The sequence below is a fragment of the Polaribacter sp. Z014 genome (genome assembly GCF_023555435.1).
GTDB lineage: Bacteria > Bacteroidota > Bacteroidia > Flavobacteriales > Flavobacteriaceae > Polaribacter.
Genome location: NZ_JALCZP010000128.1, coordinates 1 through 489, shown reverse-complemented (window position 1 = coordinate 489; position 489 = coordinate 1). Strand labels below are relative to the sequence as shown.

At 31.9% G+C, this 489-nt stretch carries 1 protein-coding gene; it reads right to left on the bottom strand.

Going from position 1 to position 489, the window contains the following annotated elements; all coding sequences use genetic code 11:
• The coding region (locus tag MPF19_RS19195; RefSeq protein ID WP_249989873.1) for a nitroreductase family protein at window positions 1–431 on the bottom strand (431 nt) is incomplete at its 3' end.
• Window positions 432–489: the final 58 nt, after the last annotated feature.

Genomic DNA, 489 nt, shown 5'->3' with positions numbered 1-489 from the left:
TAGACTTGTTTTTCCATCCAATGTGGTAAATCTTTAAGGTCGTATTTATGAATATCTGCAAACAACATACGTCCACCGTGCATTTGGTCTTTAAATTCTTGTGCAGCAAAACGACCGTCTTTATCTTCTTGCTCTAAAATGCTAGTCATATAAACATCATCTGCATTTGTACGAGCAGCAATAACAATTACGTGAGAGGCATCTAAAACCTTAGGTGTATTAAAATGAAAAAATCCTTGTGTTCCTTTTGCAATACGAGCTTTCCCTTCTGCAGTATCTGCAATTAAAAAATGCCAAGGTTGTAAGTTTACACTAGATGGACTTAAACGTAATAAATCTTTTACTTGTTTAAAATCTGCATCTGAGATCTTTTTAGTGGCATCAAATTCTTTTACGGAATAGCGGTTGTTTAAAATTTCAGTTAAATTCATTTTTGTTATATTTATATGTTGATTCGTTATACTATCATTTTTATAGTGACAAAAGTAT